Annotated in this window: 25 protein-coding genes; 16 read left to right on the top strand and 9 right to left on the bottom strand. The window is 35.5% G+C overall.

Going from position 1 to position 24,332, the window contains the following annotated elements; genetic code table 11:
• Position 1: 1 nt before the first annotated feature.
• Both AN34_RS12865 and argS read right to left on the bottom strand, forming a co-directional pair.
• Entirely contained in the window at positions 2-766 is a 765-nt protein-coding gene (locus AN34_RS12865) for a TSUP family transporter (protein WP_029286044.1), read from the bottom strand.
• 54 nt (positions 767-820) lie between these two features.
• Positions 821-2,593 carry an arginine--tRNA ligase gene (gene argS / locus AN34_RS12860; protein ID WP_029286042.1) on the bottom strand — a complete coding sequence of 591 codons (1,773 nt, stop codon included), beginning with the start codon at positions 2,591-2,593 and terminating at the stop codon, positions 821-823.
• A 176-nt stretch (positions 2,594-2,769) separates the two neighbouring features.
• Here argS and AN34_RS12855 point away from each other — a divergent pair, with 176 nt between their 5' ends.
• The 3 genes from AN34_RS12855 to AN34_RS12845 all read left to right on the top strand — a co-directional run bounded on the left by AN34_RS12855 (position 2,770) and on the right by AN34_RS12845 (position 6,009).
• Positions 2,770-4,221: an arginine deiminase family protein gene (locus tag AN34_RS12855; protein ID WP_029286040.1), complete on the top strand. Its 1,452-nt coding sequence runs from the start codon at positions 2,770-2,772 to the stop codon at positions 4,219-4,221.
• A gap of 191 nt (positions 4,222-4,412) precedes the next feature.
• Positions 4,413-5,327, top strand: a complete 915-nt coding sequence (gene ctlX, locus AN34_RS12850) for a citrulline utilization hydrolase CtlX (RefSeq protein WP_029286038.1) — start codon at positions 4,413-4,415, stop codon at positions 5,325-5,327.
• Between the two features lie 103 nt (positions 5,328-5,430).
• Positions 5,431-6,009, top strand: coding sequence for an alkylphosphonate utilization protein (locus AN34_RS12845; RefSeq protein WP_029286036.1), 579 nt, complete (start codon positions 5,431-5,433; stop codon positions 6,007-6,009).
• A 409-nt stretch (positions 6,010-6,418) separates the two neighbouring features.
• Here AN34_RS12845 and AN34_RS12840 read toward each other — a convergent pair whose 3' ends face one another.
• Positions 6,419-6,652 carry a hypothetical protein gene (locus tag AN34_RS12840; RefSeq protein WP_051666515.1) on the bottom strand — a complete coding sequence of 78 codons (234 nt, stop codon included), beginning with the start codon at positions 6,650-6,652 and terminating at the stop codon, positions 6,419-6,421.
• Positions 6,653-6,851: 199 nt separating this feature from the next.
• On the opposite strand from AN34_RS12840, the gene AN34_RS12835 reads away from it, so the two are divergent.
• The 5 genes from AN34_RS12835 (at position 6,852) to AN34_RS12820 (ending at position 10,614) form a co-directional block, all read left to right on the top strand.
• Positions 6,852-7,205, top strand: coding sequence for a hypothetical protein (locus tag AN34_RS12835; protein ID WP_029286032.1), 354 nt, complete (start codon positions 6,852-6,854; stop codon positions 7,203-7,205).
• A 424-nt stretch (positions 7,206-7,629) separates the two neighbouring features.
• Positions 7,630-9,018: an arginine decarboxylase gene (locus AN34_RS12830; protein ID WP_029286030.1), complete on the top strand. Its 1,389-nt coding sequence runs from the start codon at positions 7,630-7,632 to the stop codon at positions 9,016-9,018.
• Between the two features lie 114 nt (positions 9,019-9,132).
• Complete coding sequence (locus tag AN34_RS12825; protein WP_029286028.1) at positions 9,133-9,369, top strand: DUF433 domain-containing protein; 237 nt, start codon at positions 9,133-9,135, stop codon at positions 9,367-9,369.
• Between the two features lie 130 nt (positions 9,370-9,499).
• Positions 9,500-9,709: a DUF5615 family PIN-like protein gene (locus AN34_RS22130; RefSeq protein WP_369818093.1), complete on the top strand. Its 210-nt coding sequence runs from the start codon at positions 9,500-9,502 to the stop codon at positions 9,707-9,709.
• Positions 9,710-9,717: 8 nt separating this feature from the next.
• Entirely contained in the window at positions 9,718-10,614 is an 897-nt protein-coding gene (locus AN34_RS12820; protein WP_029286026.1) for a DUF72 domain-containing protein, read from the top strand.
• Between the two features lie 39 nt (positions 10,615-10,653).
• Here the strand turns inward: AN34_RS12820 and AN34_RS12815 are convergent, their stop codons facing one another.
• The gene (locus AN34_RS12815) at positions 10,654-11,151 is read right to left on the bottom strand and encodes a DUF1579 domain-containing protein (protein WP_029286023.1); all 498 of its coding nucleotides are present in this window, start codon (positions 11,149-11,151) and stop codon (positions 10,654-10,656) included.
• 103 nt (positions 11,152-11,254) lie between these two features.
• Between AN34_RS12815 and AN34_RS12810 the strand changes: the two genes are divergently transcribed.
• The 6 genes from AN34_RS12810 to AN34_RS12785 all read left to right on the top strand — a co-directional run bounded on the left by AN34_RS12810 (position 11,255) and on the right by AN34_RS12785 (position 19,146).
• Positions 11,255-11,968 carry a 3'-5' exonuclease gene (locus AN34_RS12810; RefSeq protein WP_029286021.1) on the top strand — a complete coding sequence of 238 codons (714 nt, stop codon included), beginning with the start codon at positions 11,255-11,257 and terminating at the stop codon, positions 11,966-11,968.
• Entirely contained in the window at positions 11,968-13,671 is a 1,704-nt protein-coding gene (locus AN34_RS12805; protein ID WP_029286019.1) for an ABC transporter ATP-binding protein, read from the top strand. Before AN34_RS12810 ends, AN34_RS12805 begins: the two co-directional genes overlap by 1 nt.
• 75 nt (positions 13,672-13,746) lie before the next feature.
• A complete protein-coding gene (locus AN34_RS12800) occupies positions 13,747-14,775 on the top strand; it encodes an exo-alpha-sialidase (protein WP_036677147.1) in 1,029 nt (342 codons plus the stop codon).
• 105 nt (positions 14,776-14,880) lie between these two features.
• On the top strand, positions 14,881-17,013 hold the full coding sequence (gene rnr, locus AN34_RS12795; RefSeq protein ID WP_029286014.1) for a ribonuclease R: 2,133 nt from the start codon (positions 14,881-14,883) through the stop codon (positions 17,011-17,013).
• Between the two features lie 6 nt (positions 17,014-17,019).
• On the top strand, positions 17,020-18,168 hold the full coding sequence (locus AN34_RS12790) for a carboxypeptidase-like regulatory domain-containing protein (RefSeq protein ID WP_029286012.1): 1,149 nt from the start codon (positions 17,020-17,022) through the stop codon (positions 18,166-18,168).
• A 3-nt stretch (positions 18,169-18,171) separates the two neighbouring features.
• Positions 18,172-19,146: a polyprenyl synthetase family protein gene (locus tag AN34_RS12785; RefSeq protein ID WP_029286011.1), complete on the top strand. Its 975-nt coding sequence runs from the start codon at positions 18,172-18,174 to the stop codon at positions 19,144-19,146.
• Between the two features lie 50 nt (positions 19,147-19,196).
• Here AN34_RS12785 and AN34_RS12780 read toward each other — a convergent pair whose 3' ends face one another.
• The 5 genes from AN34_RS12780 to AN34_RS12760 form a co-directional block, all read right to left on the bottom strand.
• Positions 19,197-20,003, bottom strand: a complete 807-nt coding sequence (locus AN34_RS12780; RefSeq protein ID WP_029286010.1) for a hypothetical protein — start codon at positions 20,001-20,003, stop codon at positions 19,197-19,199.
• Between the two features lie 136 nt (positions 20,004-20,139).
• Positions 20,140-20,547, bottom strand: a complete 408-nt coding sequence (gene rpmA / locus AN34_RS21435; RefSeq protein WP_082468395.1) for a 50S ribosomal protein L27 — start codon at positions 20,545-20,547, stop codon at positions 20,140-20,142.
• Between the two features lie 51 nt (positions 20,548-20,598).
• Positions 20,599-20,910, bottom strand: coding sequence for a 50S ribosomal protein L21 (gene rplU / locus AN34_RS12770; protein WP_029286008.1), 312 nt, complete (start codon positions 20,908-20,910; stop codon positions 20,599-20,601).
• 130 nt (positions 20,911-21,040) lie between these two features.
• Positions 21,041-21,541, bottom strand: coding sequence for a hypothetical protein (locus AN34_RS12765; RefSeq protein ID WP_029286007.1), 501 nt, complete (start codon positions 21,539-21,541; stop codon positions 21,041-21,043).
• A 159-nt stretch (positions 21,542-21,700) separates the two neighbouring features.
• Complete coding sequence (locus tag AN34_RS12760; RefSeq protein ID WP_029286006.1) at positions 21,701-23,077, bottom strand: dicarboxylate/amino acid:cation symporter; 1,377 nt, start codon at positions 23,075-23,077, stop codon at positions 21,701-21,703.
• A 158-nt stretch (positions 23,078-23,235) separates the two neighbouring features.
• Here AN34_RS12760 and AN34_RS12755 point away from each other — a divergent pair, with 158 nt between their 5' ends.
• Together AN34_RS12755 and AN34_RS12750 are read left to right on the top strand one after the other, a co-directional pair.
• Positions 23,236-23,733 (top strand): RNA polymerase sigma factor, encoded by a 498-nt coding sequence (locus AN34_RS12755; protein WP_029286005.1) that lies wholly within the window; start codon positions 23,236-23,238, stop codon positions 23,731-23,733.
• Positions 23,720-24,316, top strand: coding sequence for a hypothetical protein (locus AN34_RS12750; RefSeq protein ID WP_029286004.1), 597 nt, complete (start codon positions 23,720-23,722; stop codon positions 24,314-24,316). Before AN34_RS12755 ends, AN34_RS12750 begins: the two co-directional genes overlap by 14 nt.
• Positions 24,317-24,332: the final 16 nt, after the last annotated feature.

The raw sequence follows: 24,332 nt of genomic DNA, 5'->3' as shown, positions 1-24,332 counted from the left end.
CTTACCTTAATAAAATATCATAAGCGAACCTTAATATGGTTCCAAATACGACAATTAGGAAAAATACCCGAACAAATCTATTGCCTTTTAGCAAAGCTAAACGCGTTCCGAAATATGCACCACCTACATTAAAAAACGCCATGGGTATGGCATATTGAAAAAGAATATGCCCGGTAAAACTGAAATAAATAATAGCAGCCATATTAGTAGCTATATTTACAATCTTTGCATGCGCGCTGGCACCGATAAAGTCAAATCCCAATATGGCAATAAAAACCAAAATCAAAAAAGAGCCTGTTCCAGGGCCAATTAAGCCATCATAAAAGCCAATAACCAAACCAAATAGCGCAGCCATGAATAACTGCTTTTTTACAGAATGATTTTTTTCCTGATGAATGCCAAATTGTTTATTGAAATAAGTATAGAGCGCAACCAGTATCAGCACAGCCAGAATGACGGGCTTTATTACAGCATTATCAATCCGGCTGACCAAAAACGCACCTAAGAGTGCTGCTATAAAAGCCATCGCAGCACATACCAATAATACCTTATAGTTGAATTTAACTTGCTTAGAATATTTGAAAGCCGCTAAGGTGGTGCCAGCGAGAGAAGGAATTTTAGTGGTCCCCAATAAGGTGGCAACAGGGTAATGCGGTAAAATGAGCAAGGTGGCAGGCGTTTGCAATAAACCTCCGCCACCTACAATAGCATCTATAAAACCTGCAGCAAAAGCAGCCAGGCAAAGTAAAATTAATTCATTTATCAATGAAATTTCTCTTTTTGATCAGCACCTCTATTCTCTATTTCCAATTCTCTTATCCTACATACGCTCTGGCGAAGTAATTCCTAAAATCAACATCCCGGCATGAATTATATCTGCAGTTTTTTTACAAAGATTTAAACGGAATTGTTTGGTTTCGCCTTCTTCCGTCTTTACAATTGGTGGCACATCATGATAAAATTTATTAAATAATTTAGCCAGTTCATAAAGATAGTTTGCCAAACTTGCCGGGCTATAAGCCTTGGCCGCAATGGCAATTTCTGATGGGTATTTAGCCAGTTGAAGAATCATTTCCAGCTCTACGTCTGATATTCCTGCAAACTGATCATTACCTACCGCAAACTGATAATCAGACTTTTTCAAAAGTGATTTTATTCTGGCATGCGTATACTGAATAAAAGGCCCGGTGTTACCTTGAAAATCGATACTTTCTGCAGGATTAAATAACAAACGTTTTTTAGGCTCTACCTTCAGCAAAAAATATTTCAAGGCTCCTAAACCGATATTTTTATACAGCTCTGCTTTATCTTCTTCAGGAAAATCATTTGTTTTACCGAGTTCTTCCGTTTTTTCCCGGGCAGTTGCAACCATGCTTTCAATTAATTCATCAGCATCTACCACTGTTCCTTCACGACTTTTCATCTTTCCGTTTGGTAAATCCACCATCCCGTAAGATAAATGGTATAAACCTTTAGCCCAGCTTTTTCCTAGTTTTTCAAGGATTAAAAATAACACTTTAAAATGGTAATCCTGCTCATTTCCCACCACATAAATCGACTCATCCATATGGAAATCATCATGTTTCATTTCGGCAGTTCCTAAATCCTGGGTAATGTAAACTGAAGTTCCATCAGCACGTAAAACCAGTTTTTCATCCAGGCCATCAGCAGTTAAATCAATCCAAACCGAACCATCTTCCTTTTTGAAGAAAACGCCTTTCGCCAAACCTTCATCAACAGTATCCTTACCCAGTAAATAAGTGTTACTTTCGTAATAAAACTTATCAAAATCTACACCCAGGTTTTTGTAAGTAACATTAAAACCTGCGTAAACCCATTCATTCATGGTTTTCCAAAGCGATACTACTGCTTCATCTCCTTGTTCCCAAGCGAGTAGCATTTGTTGGGCTTCCTTAATTAAAGGTGCATTTTTCTTTGCCACTTCTTCGGTTTCACCTTGAGCCTTTAATGCTTCGATTTCTTTTTTAAATTCCTTATCAAAAATCACATAGTATTTACCAACCAGGTGATCACCTTTTAAGCCTGAGCTTTCTGGTGTTTCTCCATTGCCCCATTTTTGCCAGGCCAGCATCGATTTACAAATATGAATTCCACGATCATTTACCAGGTTAACCTTTACCACATCATAACCGTAAGCCTTTAACAATTCGGAAACCGAATAGCCCAACAGATTATTACGAACATGGCCTAAATGAAGTGGTTTGTTGGTATTTGGAGAAGAATATTCTACCATTACCTTTTTGCCATTGGATGGGTAAACGCCAAAATCATCAGATAAAATTTCATAATTAAACTGATTTAAGAAATAACTTTCAGCGATACTTAAATTCAAAAAGCCTTTAACAACATTAAATTTGGTTACATTTTCAATATTTGCTACCAAATAATTACCAATTTCATTAGCGGTTTGCTCTGGCGATTTCTTAGAAAGCTTGGTAATTGGAAAAACGACTAGCGTTACCTGTCCTTCAAATTCTTTACGGGTTTCCTGTATATTGATCACACTTTCAGCAATTTCTTCCTGATAAAGCTCAAAAATAGCTTTCTGTGTTTCAGTAATAATAAAATTCATGCGGTAAAAATAGTTATTAAAGAGGAAAGCGAAAAGACCAAAGCGAAAAGACTAAAGCAGAAAGCGAAAAAAACAAGGCGATTAAAATAAAGATGAAGCTTACTCAATCTTGATACTCGATACTTACTACTTGTTACTATTCTAAAATTAAATAGCTTTGCATCAACTAAATATTCATGAGCGTAGAAAATCAAAATTTCGAAGTGAGCGTAAACACCGAAATCGGTCGGTTGCGTAAATTATTAATTCATAGTCCAGATAGTGGCCTGGGGAAAGTAGTTCCTTCAAAAGCGCAGGATTGGCTTTTTGAAGATATTGTGCATTTGGATACGATCCGTAAGGATGAATACGATTATTACATCAAGCTATTAATGTATTTCCTTGATCCTGAAAAAATAAAAGGAAAACTTGCTCATATAGATTCAGAAGAAGGCAATAGAAATTTCTATAAACCGAATCATCCCGATTTTCACAACTCTACAGCGGTCATTGAAATTCAGAATTTATTAAGTGAGATGCTGGAGAATGAATCAATCCGTAAAAAATTAGTGGCTGCCGTTTGTGCCATTGAAGGATGTACATATAAGGTTCAAATTGAATTGGGTAATACCGATCCGAAAGAGCTTGCCGAAATCTTTATTTCAGGAACTTTGGCGAATGATACTATGATTTTTGCACCCATTCCAAACTTAATTTTCACCAGAGATGTGGGTACTACAATCAATAATTATATTTTATTAAATAAGCCCGCTAAAAAAGCTCGTGTTCGTGAAACGCTTTTAATGCGTTATATCTTTTTCAATCACCCTTTGTTTGCCGATTATCAAAAGAATGTACTTGAAATCCCGGATGTGACCATGCACTTTTTGCGCCCGGGTGATGAACCAGCATTTAGCACAACATTGGAAGGTGGCGATGTCATGATGGTAAGCCCAAACCATGTGTTAATTGGTTGCAGCGAAAGAACTTCGGAACATGGTGCCAATGAGGCGATTAAATTATTGTTTGATCATGATGTGGTGGAGAAGGTAACGGTAGTTAAAATACCTAGCAAGCGCGATTATATGCACCTGGATACCGTTTTTACCCAAGTTAAACGCAACACCTGGGTGATCTTAAATTCTATTGCGCATTCGCCAAAATACAATCCGTACGAACCAATTAACTTTTTAAAAGAGCCTGAAGCATTAGAATCTACAACTGCCATTCAGTTTACTAAAGCAAATCCACAGGAGCCTAAGCATTTCGAACATGTAGAGGCTTTGTTAAATGACATCAGTCAGAATGATTTAAAAAGCACTGAACCAACCAAAATCATTTACAGTGGAAATAACCAGTTTCCATACGATTCCAGAGAACAATGGACAGATTCCTGTAATCTCCTGGCCATAAAAGAAGGTGTAGTTTTAGGTTACGACAGAAACGACAAAACCGTAGAGGCGTTTAAAGCAGCGGGATTTGATGTGGTTGATGTAAAAGATTTAATTCAGGACCTGGAAAGTGGCAAAGCTGATGCTGAAACCATTACAGATACTTTGATTTTGATGCCTTCAGCAGAATTATCACGTGCCCGTGGAGGTTTCCATTGCATGAGTTTACCCATTTTAAGAGACAATCTGGTTTATTAGTCATTGGTTTATTTGGATATTAGTGCACGGTATATAACCTTTGCGTAATAAAATTAATGGTTAGTCAATATTTTATTGACTAATGAACGATTTGACAAGTGAACTAATGTACTTATAACTATTGAATCAATAAACAATGAACGATTTGACTATTAAACTAATGTACTGATGACTATTGAACCAAATAACCAATGAACCAAATAACCAACCACCTTTTAATGATCCGCCCGGTTGACTTTAAATTCAACGAGCAAACAGCTGCAAATAACAAATTTCAGGAGGCATCAGTAGAAAGCGACGTTCAAAATCAGGCTTTAAAAGAATTTGATGGTTTTGTTGAATTGCTTAGAAAAAATGATGTTGATGTTACGGTTGTTGATGATACCTTAAATCCTGAAACTCCGGATTCTATTTTTCCAAACAACTGGGTTTCCTTTCATGAAGATGGTTCTGTATATCTATATCCAATGTTCTCCGAAAATCGCCGTTTGGAGCGCCGAAAAGATATTTTAGAGGGACTAAAAGAAAAGTTTGAAGTAAATCATATAAGCGACTTAAGTTTCTATGAAATGCAATACGCCTTTTTAGAAGGAACCGGAAGCATGGTGCTTGATCGCGTAAACAAGATTGCATATGCTTGCTTGAGTGTGCGCACCGACCAAGAAGTATTGGATAACTTTTGTATGTTAACTGGTTACGAAGCCGTTTCATTTCAAGCGGTAGACCGTACAAACTTCCCGATTTACCACACCAATGTGATGATGTGCATAGGTGATCGCTTTGCAGTCATCTGTCTGGATTCAATCAAGAATGAAGCAGAAAAGCTGGCTGTTATGCTTAAGCTCACAAACAGTGGGAAGACGATTATTGAAATTACCCTAGATCAAATGAATCACTTTGCAGGCAACATGTTGCAGGTAACCAACAAAAATAATGAAAGCCTACTTGTAATGTCTGAACAGGCATATTTATCCCTTCATGATGAACAGATTACCGCACTTAAACATTATTGTCGCTTAATTTATGTTCCAATTTACACCATAGAAAAAAATGGCGGTGGTAGCGCAAGGTGTATGTTAGCTGAGATTCATTTGCCCAAAAAGTAGAGAGCTATTCGGCAACAAGTGATTTTTATCATATTGGTTTGATAAACTCATCTCATATTATTCCAAATAGTTTTAGTACTTTCGCCGAAAATTTAGGTTCAATATGTCTTTAGCACAACAATTACAAACCCGTTCAGGTAACAAATGTGAATTATGCAATCAGGAAATTGCTTTGAGTGTTTACGAAGTTCCACCAACCAGCAATGCCAATAGTGATAACAGTATTTTGGTTTGTAAAACTTGCTTAGATCAGATTGAAAAAACAGAACAACTTGATGTAGCACATTGGAAAATCCTGACTGAAACCATGTGGTCTGAATTTCCTCCGGTACAGGTAGTAGCATGGAGAATGCTGAGCAGATTGAGAAATGAAGGCTGGGCATCAGACAGCCTGGATATTCTTTATCTTAATGAGGAAACACTTGATTGGGCTAAAAAAACCGGTGATCATGAATCAGATGGAACGGTAGAATTTCATCAGGATAGCAATGGCACCCGTCTATATGAAGGAGATACCGTTGTATTGGTTAAAACACTGGATGTAAAGGGTTCGACATTGAGCGCTAAATTAGGCACAGTAGTTAAAAATATCCGTTTGGTACATGATAATACTGAACAAATTGAAGGTAAAGTGGAAGGGCAAACGATTGTGATTTTAACTAAATACTTAAGAAAAGGTTAAGCTACTAAACATTGTGTAGGTTAATGCTATAATTATTCTTATTGAACTTCCTTTCCGCGAACATGCTGTGATCATTCTTTGGTAATAGTTTTGGCAAGATCATCTTAACTTAGGTTTTCACTTTTTAAGCGCCGAGCAATGACGATAAATCAACTGACGAAGTTTAATTGGCCTTCGCGGATGAAAACTTTGCCAGTTTAAAAGAGAAAGCGTTTTCTAGGATTAATAGTTTTATCTTCATTGAGATGAGGCACGACGAAGCAATCTCCTTTTGATATACTACATCATAGCTATATTTACACACACATTAGCGAAGTAGATAACTTTATAACTTCACAAGCAACAATGAGGTTGCCACAGCCAATATGGATCTGGCTAAACGATGACGGTTGGCTGTCTGCTATCTAAATTACCAAACTGGTGGTGCATAAAAATTTTGCAAATTTTCACAATTATATCCAAATTTAGTTAACAAAGAAACCGCATCGCTGATTTTATCTAAGCTCGAATCAATTCTTAAAATTTTATCAGAATCAGATAAATCTACACTCCAGGTTGCACCAGAGAGTAAATTGTTTAAATGTTGTGTAATTTTATTCAGTTCAACTCCTGTCTGAATATTAGTTTTAAAGATCGAGATCATAATTGGGACGATTACAAATAAGTATTACTTAAATATTGACTTATTACTTAATAGCGTAGACGATCTAAATTTAAAATTACTTTAAAAAAATTTAAAATAATATATTAAACACTGATTAATAGCTCATTAAAATTAAAGTCTGGACTTATCCAATGTAGCGTTAAGATAGAAGCATTCGTTTACTTAAGAAACTCAAAACATGAAATCTAAATTAATCTTTGTGAAAACACGTATCAGCCTGGTTTTAGTTATGATGCTGATATTAAATGCCTGTAAGAAAGATCAATTAACCGTAGATCATGAAAAAGAATTTGTAGAAGTTGGGTATGTTCGCCAATCAGGCAACTTTTACAACAATCCTTTCACGCTTACCTTAATGACAGATAATAAAGCCGATATTTTACCAGGTGGAGATATTGTTTCGAGAGGAACCTATAAAATTAATGGTAAAAACTTAACTGTAAAGGCAGATAATCAAACCTTTAAATTCGATATCCTGTCTGAAAATGAAATTAAGATAAAAGGATCTGAAACTATACTCAGGCTGCAATAGACAAAATAGTAAGATTCGCTATTCAAACGTTAATAGTAGCACAAACCTGATTAATTTAAACCTGATCTTAGTGAGCACGAATCCCGATTTTTCTATCAGGAGAAGTAAAACGGAGAGCAGGATAAACATTTAATTGAAACACTGGTTTTGCTTTTATAACCTAAAAAAATATTTTCCAGCGATTTATATGTTTAAATAATATACACAGATTACCATATTATGATCTGCTAAAATTGGAAATAGCTAAGTGAAATATTCCGCTTAATCAGATATAAACTACCCTCACCCGCCCTATCCATGTTCAAAAATGTGATGTGCTTACATACTGTGTAAAACTAATGCGTTTCTCTACAGTAAAAATATTTTTAATAAAGATTAATTCTCGATTTAAAATTACATTTTTGCAAAAATTATTTAAGATTAAATGCAGAGTTATTCAGAATTTCTCGATCTAAGCGTTGGCTTTCCACAAGAAGGCTTTGATGTAATAGATGATGAATTATATTTTCAGGATTTAAACCTGATGGAAATGATTGAAACTTATGGTACTCCCCTACGTTTCACCTATTTACCGCTGGTAAGTAAGAAGATTCAACAGGCGAAGATTCTTTTCCAGACTGCCATTTTAAAAAACAATTATCGTGGTGATTATAAATACTGCTATTGCACAAAAAGCTCACACTTTAAGCATATTGTAGAAGAGGCATTAAAGAATAACATTCACCTGGAAACTTCTTCAGCTTTTGATATGCCAATGGTTGATGCTTTAGAGAAAAAAGGACATTTAACCAAGGATACTACGATTATATGTAATGGTTTCAAAACCTATCAATACAAGCAATATATTATTGATATGTTGCATGACGGATATACCAACATTATCCCGGTATTAGATAACAAAGAAGAATTTAATCTTTTTGACGATGAAGTTGACATCGAGACACCATGTAATTTAGGGATCCGGATTGCAGCAGAAGAGCAACCAGATTCACAGTTCTATACCTCTCGTTTAGGTGTACGTATGGAAGATATTATTGATTTCTATAACAATAAAATCGTTCACAATCCAAACTTCCGTGTTAAGTTATTGCACTTCTTTATTAATTCTGGGATCACTGATTCACCTTATTATTGGAATGAGTTAGAGAAATATGTAACACTTTATTGTAAGTTCAAAAAAATAAATCCTGATTTAGATACCCTTGATATTGGTGGTGGAATGCCATTTAAAGATTCACTGGTTTTCGATTTCGATTACGAATATATGGTAAATGAAATTGTAAAGAGGATTAAAGAAATTTGTGCTATACATGATGTGATGGAACCAGACATCATTACAGAATTTGGAAAATATACGGTTGCTGAAGCTTCAGGAATTTTGTACAAAGTTTTAGGTAGAAAACAACAAAATGATCGTGAACGTTGGTTAATGTTAGATGGTTCTTTCATCACCAACTTACCTGATGTTTGGGCATTAAACCAAAAGTACATTTTATTGCCAATTAACAACTGGGATGCAGAATATGAGCGGGTTAATTTAGGAGGTATCACCTGCGACGGTCAGGATTACTATAACCAGGAAGCACATATGAACAGTGTGTTTATGCCTAAAACCCGTAAGGTGCAGTATTTAGGCTTCTTCCATACTGGTGCTTACCAGGAAGTATTAAGTGGCTATGGAGGTATCCATCATTGCTTGCTACCAAGTCCGAAACATGTATTGATCCGCCGAAACCGGGATGAAAGCTTTAATTTTGAAGTTTTTGGCGAGGAACAAAATAGTAAGCAGGTTTTGAAGATTCTAGGTTACTAATAAGTTTGAAGTTTTTCGTTTGGAATTCTAAGTTCCAGACCACTAAAAATATGAGAAGCGCTAAGTATTTACTTAGTGCTTTTTTTATGGATTAATTTTTGTTATATTTAGTTTATGAAAAGTCAGGAAAGTAAATTAATTGAAAGAATTACGATCATCCCTGGACTAATGGGCGGTAAGCCTACAATTAGAGGCAATCGATTTACTGTAATTGATATACTCGAACTTTTGTCATCAGGTATGACTAATGAACAAATCTTAGAAGAGCATCCCATCCTCGAAAACGAAGACATTACAGCTGCATTGCTGTTTAGCGCTAAACAAATACGGGATGAATACAGCTACGAATGATTGGGAATTTTGGCTGGATGAAAATATTTCTCCCATAATTTCAAAATGGTTAATGGATGAAATCAGTATCAAGTGTACATCATTTCATTTACTTTAATATAATCAGACTCCTGAACTAACAACCTATCACCTGGCCCGTAAAAAAAAGAAAATTATTATTATTTCGAAAGACAGTGATTTTAGAGAATTAGTAGCATGGAAAGGCACTCCTCCAAAATTAATTTCACTAGAATTTGGTAATTGTTCAAACAAAGAATTATGGTTTAAGCTTAAGGCTAAAATTTATGATGCTATTGATCAGTTAATCTTTGGAGATTTGGATATATTTGACATAAATTAAATTTAGATATGCAATTTGGTAAAGTAGACGAACCCACCACTATAGATTATACCCTCCCAGCTGATGCTCCCGAAACAGCGGCGATCTTGAAGGCAAATAAATCGAAGCAGGATTTTAAGGCTTACGTAGGTTGTGCCAAATGGAATAAAGCAGATTTAAAAGGTTTTTATCCAAAGGGAACAAAAGATGAGTTAACCTATTATTCTACCCAATTCAATTCCATTGAATTAAACGCCACCTTTTATGGTATGCCAAGCAGTGAGCAAGTCGTTACCTGGACACAAAAAACGCCGGCTGATTTTAAGTTTTTTCCAAAATTGACCAATACCATCAGCCATTTTAAAAGGTTAATCAATGTTAAAGAACCTGTAGAGCAATATTGTGACGCTATCAGCAATTTTGAAGACAAGTTAGGAATGGCATTTCTTCAACTTCACGATAACTTTAAACCTAAAGATTTTGAGAGATTAAAAATCGTAATCAGAGAATTTCCAAAGGTAATTCCTTTAGGTGTAGAAGTGAGAAATTCAGAATGGTTTTCTAATCCCTCCATTGCCAATGAATTTGCTAAATTATTTGAAGATAATGGTATCGCGAATATTATTGTTGATACAGCAGGACGCAGAGATATGCTTCATATGCGTTTGACTACACCAACGGCTTTTATCAGGTTTGTAGGGGCGAATGTAGATGAAATTGATAAAAAACGTTTGGATGACTGGATAGAAAGAATTGTAGAATGGAAAAAACAAGGATTGGAAAATCTGTACTTTTTTGTTCACCAAAATGTAGAACTATCATCTCCATTATTCTCTGCCTACTTTACAGAAAAATTAAATAAGGCACTTGGAACTGACTTGAAAATTCCGGTAATGGCTAATCAAACTTCGCCTTCACTATTCTAAATCTTAAAACCCTCGTATTTTTCATCAAAACTGCGAGGGTTATATACGTTTATAAACCGCTTCAATTGCTTTCGTTTCTTCCTCTCCTGGCATGATATTGTAAGCTGAAAAAATGATTTCGTCAGCATTGATAATTTCAAGTTCGGTACGCCAGCCAAATAATTGATCCCCATATTCCGGATTTCCGTAAGCACCAAGTATGGAAAATCCTTTTTCTGTAGCTTCGCCCGTAGCGTGCATCATTTGTGTACCCATGTGAAAACTATCTATCCAGCTAAAGGTAAATTTCTGATATGGGATATCGAAACCAATAATCATTTTTCCTATTAAAGGTTTTCCTTCCAAACTACTTTGATAATCATATGAAATGAAACGGCCATCTAAGATTGATGTGATTTCTGCTGTTGATAGGCATTCATCAACTAAAACATCTTTTTCAAACCATGTTTTTGTGATTCCTGTCCAATTACCAACTAAATTTTGAAGTTTTTGATGAGCTCCATCTGCCAGAGATTGCTCTAATTTATGTTGTGCCATACTCAAACTTAAATAATATTGCTGAATATTGAATGATAATTGTAAATTGTAATGGATGACATAACGACCATTTATCAGAATAAGATTATTCAACATTAACTCCATGCTCAAAACACTAGATTTAAGTCAAGTGATCATACTTGATATAGAAACCGTTCCACAATACCAATCTTATGATGATGTTCCGCCGCATATGCAGGAGCTCTGGGAAAATAAAACCAGTCATCAGAGAAAACCAGATCAAAGCGCCGCTGATTTTTATGAAAGAGCAGGAATTTTAGCTGAATTTGGAAAGATTATTTGCATTAGCCTTGGAATTTTTAGCTTTCAAAATAAATCCTATTCCTTACGACTCAAGTCCTTTGCAGGTGACAATGAAAAAGAAATTCTCGAACAATTTTCCTTATTAATTGAAAAACAGTCTGCTTCCCTTAAGTTTTGTGCGCATAATGGAAAGGAGTTTGATTATCCTTATATCTGTAGACGACTTTTAGTAAACAGCCTTGAAATCCCAGTACAATTGGATATATCCGGTAAAAAGCCATGGGAAGTGAATCATTTAGATACAATGGAAATGTGGAAATTTGGCGATTACAAACACTTTACCTCCTTAAATTTGTTGGCTACTATATTGAATATCCCAACCCCTAAAGATGATATCGATGGCAGTCAGGTAAGACAGGTGTATTACGAAGAAAAAAATCTAGATCGGATAGTAGCTTACTGTCAAAAAGATGTGGTAACCACAGCTCAAGTTCTTTTAAAATTTAAAGGGATGGATATTATTCCGGATGAAAATATTACTATTGTATCTTGATGCTAAACGTTGAAAATTTAACTATTGATTTTTATAACCAGGATGAAAAAAACTGGTTCAGGGCCGTTAAAACCATAAGTTTTAAGGTAAAAAAAGGAACTGTATTAGGCATTGTAGGAGAATCCGGTTCAGGTAAATCCGTTACCTCATTTTCCATAATGCGGCTGCATGATGAAAAATCAGCCAAAATTATCGGTGATATTGATTTTGATCAGATCAGCTTGCTCAATTTAAGTTCAAACGAAATCCGCCAGATTAGAGGCAACCAGATTTCGATGATTTTTCAGGAACCAATGACTTCATTGAATCCGGTATTTACCTGTGGCGAACAGGTTGCAGAGGCCATTATTTTGCATCAAAAAGTAAATAAGATCACTGCTAAACAACTTACTATAAATCTCTTTAATGAAGTTCAGCTTCCCAGGCCTGAGAAGATTTTCGACAGCTATCCACATCAAATCTCTGGCGGCCAAAAACAAAGAGTAATGATTGCAATGGCTTTGAGCTGTAATCCAAAATTACTGATTGCCGATGAACCTACCACAGCACTAGATGTAACTGTACAAAAAACCATTCTCCAATTGCTATTAAAGCTTAAAAAAGAACGAGACATGGCCATGATTTTCATCTCGCATGATTTAGGCGTGGTAAATGAAATTGCAGATGAAGTTGCGGTGATGTATAAAGGTGAAATTGTAGAGCAAGGGCCAGCAGAAATGATATTTAAAAACCCTCAACATCCTTATACGAAAGGCTTATTAGCCTGTCGCCCGTCACCTGCCCTACAGTTAAAAAAGCTTCCGGTGGTTGCAGATTTTATGACCGGCCAACTTGATGATGCAAATGCACATTTACAAACTTCAAATCAGTTAACCGAAAAAGAAATCAATATACGCAGAGCAAGCCTATATATTCAAAAACCTTTGCTTGAGATAAAAGAGCTTTGTACCTGGTATCCAATACATAATGGTTTATTCGGTAAAGCCACAGATTACGTAAAAGCAGTTGATGAAATCAGCTTCGATGTTTTTCCGGGTGAAACTGTGGGGTTAGTTGGGGAATCTGGCTGCGGCAAAACAACACTTGGACGAACCATTCTAAGGTTAATTCAGCCAACTTCAGGCCAAATTATCTTTAACGGAATGGACATTACAAACATCAGCAAATCCGAATTAAGAAAGTTGCGTAAAGATATTCAAATCGTATTTCAAGATCCTTATGCCTCACTAAACCCGAAATTAAGTATCGGGCAATCCATTCTGGAACCGCTACAAGTGCATAAACTTTATGAAAATAATGCCGCCCGAAAACAGAAGGTTTTGGAATTATTAAATAAAGTTGGACTAAAGGAAGAACACTTTAATCGTTATCCACACGAATTTAGCGGAGGTCAGCGACAACGTGTAGTGATTGCCAGAGCATTGGCTTTAGAACCTAAATTTATTATCTGTGATGAATCTGTTTCTGCACTTGATGTATCGGTACAGGCACAAGTTTTAAATCTGATCAGAGATTTACAACGGGAATTTGGATTAACTTACATTTTTATCTCACATGATCTTGCGGTAGTAAAACACATTTCCGATCGGATTCTGGTCATGAATAAAGGCAAAATAGAAGAAGAAGGATTTCCAGAACAGATTTTCTATGCCCCAAAGGCAGCATACACCAAAAAATTGATTGACGCCATTCCAGGAAATTAAATTTGATCAAATTAAAGTATTCGGAGGTGCTGAATTCAGTTCAGCTTCTGCTATGAAATTAATGTTACCACCACTATGTTAAAATACATCTTTATTGCACTATGTTTTGTAAGTATAACGGCAAGGGCACAAAAAGTTCAAATTATTGATTCAACTGCTATTTTCATTGATGCACCTTTTGAAGCCTGTCACGCTTCAACCCTTGTTGAATTAAGCAACGGAAAAATTATGGCTGCGTGGTTCGGCGGAAAGCATGAAGGTGATCCATATGTGAAAATTTGGATATCAACTAAGACGGGAAAAAACTGGAGTAAACCTGTCCCTGTTGCAGATGGAAAAATGAATGATTCCGTTAGCTTTGCCTGCTGGAATCCGGTGCTGTTTAAAGCAAAAAATGGCCTTTTAACTTTACATTACAAAGTTGGCCCAAATCCAAGAGCATGGTGGGCCATGTACAAAACTTCGAAAGATGATGGGAAAACGTGGTCTGATGCTGTCAGGCTAGCCAATGGTTACTTTGGCCCCATTAAAAATAAGCCTGTACAACTTAGCGATGCAACCATTCTTTATCCGTCCAGCACCGAAAGTTTAGATGAAAAAACCTGGAAAGTTCATTTAGAAAAATCAGATGATCAAAATAATAACTGGAGGAAAATTGAAATAGATTGCGATACTTTTGGTGTGATTCAGCCATCAATCCTTAATTACCCAAATGGAAAACTGCAGCTATTATGTAGAAGCCGGCAAAATGTAATTACAGAAAGCTGGTCGGAAGATAATGGAGAAACATGGTCTAAGATCCAAGCCACTCAACTTCCTAATCCTAATTCTGGTAGTGATGCTGTCACTTCGAAAGATGGAAGACAACTACTTATTTATAACCCTCTAAGTGCAGGTAAAAACTGGTGGGAAGGCCGATCAGTCTTAAAGCTGGCCATTTCTAATGACGGTAAAAAATGGAAGGATATTCATACTTTCGAAAACCACCTCACAGGTGAATATAGTTATCCAGCTATCATTCAGGATAAAAATGGAAAAGTACATGTAAGCTATACGGATAAGCGAAAGAAAATCACATATATGGCAATTAAGATCCTAAATTGAGTATCAAAAACAAAGTTAAACGCTATAGCTTTTAACAATTTACAGCTCAAAAATGACCGCTTAAGCATCTTTTCTGTATCTTCGATAAATTCAGTTTTTTAAAATATGGCAAAGAAAAAATCAGCAAATATAAAATTGGTTCTGAATCAATTGGTTAGTGATGTTTTTGAAAAGAATAATAATCAGCTCCTTAATTATAAACAAGTTTCAGCAAAGTTAAACCTTAATGATCAGGAATCCAGGGAGACCATTCTGGAAATTTTGAAAGAAGGAAAAGGCACCGGTGTTTTTCTTGAACCAGAAAAAGGAAAATTCAGGCTTAAAGATCTTCAAAACTTTATTATTGGTACGGTAGACATGACCGCTGATGGTTCAGCCTATATTGTACCTGAAGATGAATTTGAAAAAGACATTTTTGTAGCACCTAAAAAACTTAAAAATGCCTTACACGGCGATACGGTGAAGGCTTATGTTTTCGCTAAAAAAAGCGGTCGTAAAAATGATGGAGAGGTTGTCGAAATTATTAAACGGGCTAAATCTGATTTTACAGGTGTGATTAAAATTTCAGATCGCTTTGCTTTTGTAATTGCTGATGATAAGAAAATGATGCACGATATTTTTGTGCCACTCGCAGATATTCTCGAAGCTAAAAATGGCCAGCGGGTATTAGTATCTTTATCTGATTGGCCAGAAAGTGCTAAAAATCCGATTGGTATTGTAAAACATGTATTAGGCAACCAAGGTGAGAATAATACGGAAATGAATGCCATTCTTGCCCAATATGGCTTTCCACTAGAATTTCCGCCACAAGTGGAAAAAGAAGCAAACGCCATACCTGAGGAAATTCCTGCTGCTGAAATTGCAAAACGGAAAGACTTTAGAAATATACTCACCTTCACCATTGATCCGGCTGATGCCAAGGATTTTGATGATGCCATTTCTTACCAGAAACTGCCAAATGGCAACCATGAAATTGGTGTACACATTGCTGATGTTTCGCATTATGTAATTCAGGGAACTGATTTGGATAAAGAAGCTTATAGTCGTGCAACGTCTGTTTATTTGGTTGATCGTGTGATTCCGATGTTGCCTGAACGTTTGAGTAATGGTGTATGTTCCCTTCGTCCGAATGAAGATAAATTATGCTTCGCTGCCGTTTTTGAATTGGACGAACAAGCAAACATTCAAAATGAATGGTATGGCAGAACAGTAATTCATTCGGATAGACGATTCAGCTACGAAGAAGCCCAGGAAGTGATTGAAAATAAGGCTGGTGATCATGCCGAAGAAATCCTTAAGCTTAACGAACTGGCTTACATCCTACGCGATCGGAAGTTTAAAAATGGTGCCATCAGTTTTGAAAGCACAGAAGTTAAATTTAAACTGGATGAATCAGGAAAACCAATCGGCGTTTATGTGAAAGAGCGTAAAGATGCGCACAAGCTGATTGAAGATTACATGCTTTTAGCTAATAGAAAAGTAGCCGAATATGTAGCAAAAAAACAAAAGGGAGAGAAAAAACTGACCTTTGTTTACCGTGTGCACGATTCTCCAAATATGGAAACCTTAAATACTTTCGCCACTTTTGCATCCCGGTTCGGCTATAAAATTAATACCAAATCTGATAAAGAAATTGCAAAATCTCTTAATCACTTAATGGCTGATGTGGAGGGTAAAAAAGAGCAAAATATCTTAACTTCTCTAGCTATCCGCTCCATGGCAAAAGCCATCTACTCTACAAAAAAAACCAGTCATTATGGATTGGCTTTCGAATATTATACGCATTTCACCTCGCCTATCAGACGTTATCCTGATGTGATGTCGCACAGACTGTTGCAAACTTATTTGGATGGTGGAAAATCTGCAGATGCAGAATTTTATGAAGTGGCCTGCGTACATTCATCTGCCATGGAAAAAAGAGCAGCTGATGCTGAAAGAGCTTCTATAAAATACAAACAGGCAGAATATCTTGAAGATAATATTGGTACAGAATACAAAGGAATTATTTCCGGCGTTACCGAATGGGGAATGTACGTAGAGATTGAAGAAAATAAATGTGAAGGTATGATTCGCTTACGTGATATTTCTGACGATTTTTATGTTTTGGATGAGAAAAATTACTGTATTGTAGGTCAACGTAAAAAGAAAAAATACCAGCTTGGAGATGAAGTAATGATTCGTGTAAAAAAGGTGGACCTGGCCAAACGTCAGATTGATTTTACGCTTATTGCTGATTAGTCTTTTATGAAAATAAAGCTTCTCATTATTTTTTTCTTTCTGACTTCTAATATACTCCTTGCACAGACGATTAAGGGTAAAATCATAGACGAGGATGCTCATAACGTGATTGCCTACGTAACCATTCAGGTCGATGAGAATCATAAAACCATTAGTAATGAAAATGGGGAGTTTGAACTTTTAGTTAATTCATTACCTTGCGAACTTTACATTTCGCATATCAGCTATCAGTCGGTTAAAATTAAGGCATCTGATCAGTTTTTACTTCTAAAGTTAAAGCCTATTGCTCAAAATTTGAATGAAGTAGTTGTTGGTAATTACGCGCTTTCAATCATGAAGAGCACCTATGACAAAGCTTTAATTAATGTAGAAGAGTCATTTTTTGCAAAAGCTTTTTTACGACAAATCGCTTACGAAACAGATAGGCCAACTTATTTGAATGAGATATTTTTTAATGCAGATTGGAAATGTTATGGGCTTTTGAAATGGCTACCTACAGAAAGTAGATTTCTACAAAATGATAGTCATGTTTCTTACACAAATATTAGTGTTTCCGCATTCGAACTTTCTGGTTTTCTTGCAAATAATCATGTCATGAAACCCCTCTCTTCAAAATTAGACTCATTGTATTCCTTTAAAATTAAAAGCACTTATCAGCTGGATGGAAGCGAGGTTGCAATCATCAGCTGTCAGCTTAAAGTTAAAACAGAAAAACCATATTTTGATGGCGATTATTATATCAATACAGATACCTATCAAGTGCTTAAGCTTGATGGAAAGATTAAAAACTTTAGTTTAACCAGTAATGGTATACTTCGCGCAAAAGCCAAGGAAATTAATTTGATGTCACAATATCACCTAAATAACGATCGAAAAAATGTATTAGACTTCTCAGTATTTAACATAAAAAGTAAGATGACCGTTCTAGGGATTGGGACAAAAGAACTGGAGTTATACAACACCCTATATATGATTGATTATAACAACAGTTACAACAATAATCTAAAAGCACTCCAAAGCAAAACCAATGACGTAAAAACAACACAAAATATGGTTTATAATTCCGATTTTTGGAAGTCAAATCTCATCATCAAGAGAACAATAAAAGAAGAAGAGGCAATAAAAAATTTAGAGAAGTCCTCAATAATAAAATAGTGCATGCATACAACAGAGCAATTACAACAAATTTTAGAAACAGCAATACAAAATTTAAAGTTCCCTGATCATCCCAAACAGCTTTATGATCCAATCACCTACATTATTAATCTTGGTGGTAAACGCATTCGTCCGCTATTGGTTTTAATGGGCACTGAGTTATTTGGAAAAGATGCACATGATTCCATTCATGCAGCAATGGCCATTGAGGTTTTCCACAACTTTACACTTGTGCATGATGACATTATGGACAATGCGCCTTTACGCAGGGGAAAAGCAACCGTACATGAAAAATGGAGCACCAACACGGCAATTTTAAGCGGAGATGTGATGATGGTTGAAGCCAATAAAAATCTGGCTAAGGTTAATCCCATTTTCTTAAAAGATGTTCTGGACACTTTCAACGCGACAGCTCAGGGTGTTTGCGAAGGGCAGCAGCTCGACATGGAATTTGAAAGTCGAGATGATGTTAGTATTGAAGAGTATATCAATATGATCAGATTAAAAACAGCTGTTTTATTGGGTGGTGCATTAAAATTAGGTGCCATTATCGCTGGTGCATCAGAGAAAGATGCTGATCTCATTTATCAGTTCGGCGAAAATATCGGTATCGCATTTCAGCTACAGGATGATATTTTAGATGTATATGCAGATCCAGAAAAATTTGGTAAGCAGGTTGGTGGAGATATTATCGCCAATAAAAAGACATTTTTATTATTAAAAGCTTTCGAATTAGCTGATGGCGAAATAAGAGAGTCATTAGACACCTGGACTGGCTATAAAGATTTTGACAATAAAGAAAAAGTCGAAACGGTAAGATTAGTTTATGACACACTGGATATTCAAAATATCGCAAAAGAAAGCATGAATAAATATTTAGAAAAAGCACTCTATTTATTTAATCAAATTAACGTTGGTGATGCACAAAAATCAAACTTGTTAACTTTAACGAATCAGTTAATGGCAAGAGAATATTAAAAGAGCTGGTTCCAAATACGGAACCAGCTTTATCATGTTGTTTTTCGGGATTAAGATTTTACAAGTTTATATTTTATCCAGAAATCTGAGGACTTTGATCCAGAAGCCCCACCTTCAAATCCTTCAGGCGGCCTTTGCCCGCCAGCACCTCGACCTCCTCCCATGCCACCTTTTTCTCCTCTACCTCCTGGTCTACCCTCGCCCATTGGTTTGTTACCATCTTTCTTGAAACCTGATTGACCGGGCTGGTTAATTTTCACATTATACACCAGCGGTTTCTTAAAATCTAAACTTACCTGTAATTGCGCTAAAGGAATACTTAATTCATAAATGAGATCTCTATTAGGATGTATACTCATCCCAGTTGTAATTCCACTTTGATTAATGGCTGGTAAATTACCATCAGCTATATTTTTAAATCCCGATATCCTAATACTTTTATTCATTGAATTAGGATCATGAATTTCACTGCTTTCATTCGGCCATGGTTTATCTTTTCCTTCAGTATCTTTAGGTATCGGAGGTTTATCCATCAAAGGAAAAATTAATTTTATCCCGTCCTTTTTCTTCCCCTCAGTGTTGATATTCAAGGTAATTCCACCACGTAAAATACTAAAAGTTGTTTGGGGATCTAAAGATTCTATAATGATATAAAGATTTTGATCATCGTTGGCCAGCGCAAAAGCGAGTTTGGTGGCATCATTATATTGATTAAGGGGTTCATTCCATTCGCTTGATACTCCGTCAGCCTTAAAGGTTTTATTCATCCGGATATTTTCTTCTACCTCTTGGGCGCTTAGCGAATAACAGCAAAAAATAAAGGAAAAGAGCAATAAGGTAATTAACTTAACATTCATCGTATATAATTTACTGGCTAATTTACACTGATGCTTTGTTAAAATGTGTTATTTAACAGCGTTTAACATTGTTAAATGGCTTAAACGCAAAAAGTCCCGATTTTCATCGAGACTTTTTTTATAAGTGGTGTACTAATTATTCTGCTGGTGCAGCTTCTTCAGTAGCTTCTTCTTTTTTTGCAGATGCTTTTTTAGCTTTTGCCGGAGCTGGAACAGCTTCAACTTCTACTGCAGCAACTTCTTTTTTTGCTAATGGTTTTTTAGCTAATGCTTCTTCAATTTCTACATCTGATATAGGAAGAATAGAAACATAAGATTTGTTATCTTGTTTTTTTCTAAAAACAACTGTACCATCAATCAAAGCGAATAATGTATGGTCTTTTCCTAAACCAACATTTTTATCTGGATGGTGTTTTGTACCACGTTGACGTACTAAAATGTTTCCAGCGATCGCTAACTGACCACCGAAAATTTTAATACCTAAACGCTTACTATGCGATTCACGTCCGTTTTTCGAACTACCGGCTCCTTTTTTGTGTGCCATGATTTTATATTTTGTAACTCGCTAAAAGCGAATTATTGGGTTAACAATTAATTATAACGTGATATCAGAGATCTGAATCTTTGTGAAAAACTGACGGTGACCGTTTTTCTTTTTATAACCTTTTCTACGTTTTTTGTGGAAAACGATTACTTTATCACCTTTTAAATGAGATACGATCTTAGCTGAAACAACAGCACCTTTAACCGCAGGAGCACCTACAGTAATTGCACCACCATTATCAACCAACAATACATTATCAAATTCAATACTAGCGCCTTCATCTCCTTGCAATCTGTGTACAAAAAGGTGCTGGTCTTTAGCAACTTTAAATTGCTGCCCTGCTATATTTACTATTGCGTACATTGTTTAAATATTAGTTTTTTAATTTTTATTTAACGAGGTGCAAATATAGAATAAATTCAATTAACACACAAACACATATCAAAAATATTTTCAATTTAATAAACAGGAAAATATTTTTACTTACGCTCTCTTATTTACCAGATCTTCTTTCTGCCTGTAATAATGTTTCCTGAATGATCTTTCTCATTTGAACGGCTGCATCCAATAGCTTCGGATTACCATCAAAATCACCATAAACAGTTACATGTTTTGATTTCTCTTTGTAATTAAAGGTTATATCGTAACGAGGAATAGAAATAGATTTATTGCTCTTTTTACCAATGGTATCTGGAAAATTCCACAAACCTATTTCATTTGCCTTCCGGTGCATATACAAAATATCATCACTCTTTAAAAAAAACTTTTTAGTGATCACAGAATCTTTATTATTTACATAACGATACACTCCTGTTTTAGAATCATACGTATTTTCTAATGGATCTTTTACGCCATAACTAAATTGCATCGACACAAAATCATCCTTACGGAAAGGTGCATTTTGGATAATGGGCTTATAATAGATATAACAGTAAATGATCATCGGAACGATGATGGTAATGGCTAAGAATATTTTTTTTCCTCTACTTGACACAATATGAATGATTGAATGAATGAATTATTGAATTATAAATGGATTGAGTGAATGTATACAGGATTTCAAAACGCTGCAAAGTTTGCATTTTTTTTCTGAAAGATCTGCTCATTCCAAAATCATTTAATAACTATTAATAAATAAAAGTGGACTCCCGACTTAAGAGTCCTTCAACTCCCCTTCCCACTTGCTTACTACCGCTGTGGCAATACTATTTCCAACAACATTGGTTGCAGAACGTCCCATATCTAACAAAGGATCAATACCAATCAGCAATGCTAAACCTGCCTCCGGAATATTAAAACTGGCGATGGTACCTGCGATAACCACGAGTGAAGCTCTTGGTACACCAGCAATTCCTTTACTGGTTAACATCAATATTAATAACATGGAAATTTGTTGCTCGAAACCTAAATGTATTCCATAGGCCTGAGCAATAAACAAGGAAGCAAAGGTCATGTACATCATTGAACCATCCAGATTAAACGAATAACCTAATGGAAGTACAAAACTTACAATCTTATCTTTACAGCCGAAACGTTCTAACAACAACATCGTTTTTGGATATGCGGCCTCACTGCTAGCCGTACTAAAAGCCAGAATTGCAGGTTCTTTCATATCATTAACCAACCTAAACACCCGCTTTTTCAGGATTAGAAATCCTATAAAGATCAAAACCGCCCATAGTAGCGCCAATCCAAAATAAAATTCTCCAATAAATATAGCATAGGTATTTAACACATTTAAGCCTTGCTTGGCAACAATAGCAGTCATGGCACCAAAAACAGCAAGCGGAGCGAAATTCATCACATACCCGGTCATCTTCAAAATGACATGTGCAATAGCATCAAAGGCTTTAATCACCACCTGACCTAAATCGCCTATGGCTGCTGTAGCTACACCAAAGAATAACGAGAATACAACAATCTGTAAAATTTCATTAGTCGCCATAGATTCTGCAATGCTTTTTGGAAACACATGTGCAATAAAATCTTTTACACTCATCGAAGCTTTTTGAATACCTGTATTTACCAATTCATCAGGTAAAGTAAGTTTCATATGTTTACCCGGCTCAAACAGGTTAACCAGAATTAGTCCTAACACAAGCGACATTAACGACATGGCCATAAACCAACCCAATGTTTTACCGCCAATACGCCCTACAGCTTTTATATCACCAACTTTTGCTACACCAACCACAAGTGTAGTAAATACGAGTGGTGCCACGATCATCTTAATAAGGCGAAGAAAGATATCGCTCAACAAAGTAAAATACTCCAGTTTTTTCTCGCGAATTTCTTCGTTATCCCTTTTAATATTTACATTAAGCTTCCGTTCAGCCCTAAGCTGTGTATAAGCTGAAGATGAAGTATCGTTAGTTTTAGCGATATTAACTTCTATACTTTTAACCTTGGCATCTGCATTTAGAATATTTTGATTGTAAACATCAATAGAGTTAACGTTTAAAATGTATCCTAAGCCAATACCGGCAATCAGCGCAATAAAAATAAAAAGCGTGAGTTTGTTTTTCTTCATGAATAAAAAAGTTTGTGGCTTTATTAATTTGGTAAAACTACGATATTTAGGTGGTGTAACAAATTTTGATTTTCTACACTGGTAAAAAGCGCATTATTTTTACCTTCGTTGTAACATTATCACCTAAATTAAATCTAAAAACCATTACACGCCCTTAAATGGAACAAAAAGACAAACTATTTAAAGAAATCTTTGATTCTAATTCCAAAAAAATATTCCATTTGTGTTATGGTTATACTGGAGATACTGATGCGGCAAATGATCTTCTACAGGAAACATTCTTAAAAGTATGGCAGAATTTAGATAAGTTCAGAAATAAATCTTTAATCTCTACCTGGATTTACAGAATTGCCGTAAATACTTGCCTCACCTATTTAAGATCAGAAAAAAGGCAGGCTAAAGATGAACTAACAGATAATATTATTGAAAATAAAATCGAAGAATTTTCTGAGAAAAATGAGCAGGTTGCACTTTTATATAAATGCATTTCGAAACTCGAAGAAAACGATCGTTTGATTATTACAATGGTACTTGATGAATTGCCCTATCATGAAATTGCTGATATATCTGGCATTAGCGAAGGCAATCTTCGGGTAAAAATTCACCGCATTAAACAAAAATTAACAGAACTATACAACCAATATGCAAGCGTTTGATCAAATACAGGAGTTGTGGCAAAAGCACGAGGTAGAAGTTAAGTTTTCTGCTGATGAAATGTTGCAACAAGCTAAGAAAGAAGTAAATGGCTTAAAGTTAAAATCAGCTTTGAACATACTGGGCATGGCTGCCTCATTTATTGCCATTGTAGCATTATGGATTTTCTTTCATTTCAATTCATGGACAACGCATGTTGGCATTAGCATCACCATTATTACCATAGGTGTTTATACGATTATTCTTTACAGAGATTACCGGTTAATTGCCCGAACAGATTTTACAGCTCACCCGAATGAATATCTAAATAATTTAAAAACTTATCAAATTAATCGCTACAAGCTATACAACACCTTATATTGGTTTTATACCGTAGCACTTTCGATGGGGATTATATTTTATTTTATAGAAATTCTAAGTCTTTTTAGCTTGCTTCAAAAAGTAATTGCAATAGGCTTAACATTTCTTTGGATTTTATTTTGCTCAACCATTTTAAGAAAGGCCGTAATTAAAAGAGAAAAAGAAAGAATTGCATTACTAATTGAAAAATTCGAAAGGATTAGTCAGCAAATTTCTACACCATAAAATTTTAGGCACGGTT

Origin of the sequence: Pedobacter sp. R20-19 (genome assembly GCF_000708265.2) — a bacterium.
GTDB lineage: Bacteria > Bacteroidota > Bacteroidia > Sphingobacteriales > Sphingobacteriaceae > Pedobacter.
Note: the sequence above shows the minus strand (reverse complement) of the source record. Positions and strands in the feature narration are given on the sequence as shown.

Excerpts from the sequence above, each read along its gene's own strand:
- argS (WP_029286042.1), bottom strand. The coding sequence starts at position 2,593 with ATGAATTTTATTATTACTGAAACACAGAAAGCTATTTTTGAGCTTTAT.
- AN34_RS12855 (WP_029286040.1), top strand. The coding sequence starts at position 2,770 with ATGAGCGTAGAAAATCAAAATTTCGAAGTGAGCGTAAACACCGAAATC.
- ctlX (WP_029286038.1), top strand. The coding sequence starts at position 4,413 with ATGAACCAAATAACCAACCACCTTTTAATGATCCGCCCGGTTGACTTT.
- AN34_RS12845 (WP_029286036.1), top strand. The coding sequence starts at position 5,431 with ATGTCTTTAGCACAACAATTACAAACCCGTTCAGGTAACAAATGTGAA.
- AN34_RS12840 (WP_051666515.1), bottom strand. The coding sequence starts at position 6,652 with ATGATCTCGATCTTTAAAACTAATATTCAGACAGGAGTTGAACTGAAT.
- AN34_RS12835 (WP_029286032.1), top strand. The coding sequence starts at position 6,852 with ATGAAATCTAAATTAATCTTTGTGAAAACACGTATCAGCCTGGTTTTA.
- AN34_RS12830 (WP_029286030.1), top strand. The coding sequence starts at position 7,630 with ATGCAGAGTTATTCAGAATTTCTCGATCTAAGCGTTGGCTTTCCACAA.
- AN34_RS12825 (WP_029286028.1), top strand. The coding sequence starts at position 9,133 with ATGAAAAGTCAGGAAAGTAAATTAATTGAAAGAATTACGATCATCCCT.
- AN34_RS12820 (WP_029286026.1), top strand. The coding sequence starts at position 9,718 with ATGCAATTTGGTAAAGTAGACGAACCCACCACTATAGATTATACCCTC.
- AN34_RS12815 (WP_029286023.1), bottom strand. The coding sequence starts at position 11,151 with ATGGCACAACATAAATTAGAGCAATCTCTGGCAGATGGAGCTCATCAA.
- AN34_RS12810 (WP_029286021.1), top strand. The coding sequence starts at position 11,255 with ATGCTCAAAACACTAGATTTAAGTCAAGTGATCATACTTGATATAGAA.
- AN34_RS12805 (WP_029286019.1), top strand. The coding sequence starts at position 11,968 with ATGCTAAACGTTGAAAATTTAACTATTGATTTTTATAACCAGGATGAA.
- AN34_RS12800 (WP_036677147.1), top strand. The coding sequence starts at position 13,747 with ATGTTAAAATACATCTTTATTGCACTATGTTTTGTAAGTATAACGGCA.
- rnr (WP_029286014.1), top strand. The coding sequence starts at position 14,881 with ATGGCAAAGAAAAAATCAGCAAATATAAAATTGGTTCTGAATCAATTG.
- AN34_RS12790 (WP_029286012.1), top strand. The coding sequence starts at position 17,020 with ATGAAAATAAAGCTTCTCATTATTTTTTTCTTTCTGACTTCTAATATA.
- AN34_RS12785 (WP_029286011.1), top strand. The coding sequence starts at position 18,172 with ATGCATACAACAGAGCAATTACAACAAATTTTAGAAACAGCAATACAA.
- AN34_RS12780 (WP_029286010.1), bottom strand. The coding sequence starts at position 20,003 with ATGAATGTTAAGTTAATTACCTTATTGCTCTTTTCCTTTATTTTTTGC.
- rpmA (WP_082468395.1), bottom strand. The coding sequence starts at position 20,547 with ATGGCACACAAAAAAGGAGCCGGTAGTTCGAAAAACGGACGTGAATCG.
- rplU (WP_029286008.1), bottom strand. The coding sequence starts at position 20,910 with ATGTACGCAATAGTAAATATAGCAGGGCAGCAATTTAAAGTTGCTAAA.
- AN34_RS12760 (WP_029286006.1), bottom strand. The coding sequence starts at position 23,077 with ATGAAGAAAAACAAACTCACGCTTTTTATTTTTATTGCGCTGATTGCC.
- AN34_RS12755 (WP_029286005.1), top strand. The coding sequence starts at position 23,236 with ATGGAACAAAAAGACAAACTATTTAAAGAAATCTTTGATTCTAATTCC.
- AN34_RS12750 (WP_029286004.1), top strand. The coding sequence starts at position 23,720 with ATGCAAGCGTTTGATCAAATACAGGAGTTGTGGCAAAAGCACGAGGTA.